The 375-nt window shown below is 46.1% G+C and carries 1 protein-coding gene; it reads right to left on the bottom strand.

The window, feature by feature from the left end:
- A partial coding sequence (locus tag D4A39_RS17420) for an integrase catalytic domain-containing protein (RefSeq protein ID WP_158586960.1) occupies positions 1-237 on the bottom strand: 237 nt, incomplete at its 3' end.
- Between the last annotated feature and the right edge of the window lie 138 nt (positions 238-375).

Below are 375 nucleotides of genomic sequence, written 5' to 3'. Positions count from 1 at the left end.
TGGCCACTTCAAACCAGTGGTCATCACTGTTTTAGTGAGTCTCTCTTTGAGTGTACAATTTGCCCTTTCAACATAAGCAGAACTTTGAGGGTGGTAGGGAACATGTAAACCCCATGTAAAGCCTAAAGCTTTTGCTAGGTTTCGTGTTACCCCTGCGACGAACGCTGGACCTCTGTCACGGTTTATGTTTAGTGGCACACCGAACAAACGGCCCTTTTGGAGCGGGTAAATGGTCATGTTGTGCCTGACCATTTCCTTTCTTGTTCTGTCGACAAATCATGCACCTTCTTACAAGACTGCTGGCAATCTGTGTGTTGCCAGGCGCAAACCACTGTGAATTGATGTTATGCGTTATCCCACTTTTACCTACATGTG

The organism is Alcanivorax profundi, from assembly GCF_003597125.1.
Classification (GTDB): domain Bacteria; phylum Pseudomonadota; class Gammaproteobacteria; order Pseudomonadales; family Alcanivoracaceae; genus Alcanivorax; species Alcanivorax profundi.
Note: the sequence above shows the minus strand (reverse complement) of the source record. Positions and strands in the feature narration are given on the sequence as shown.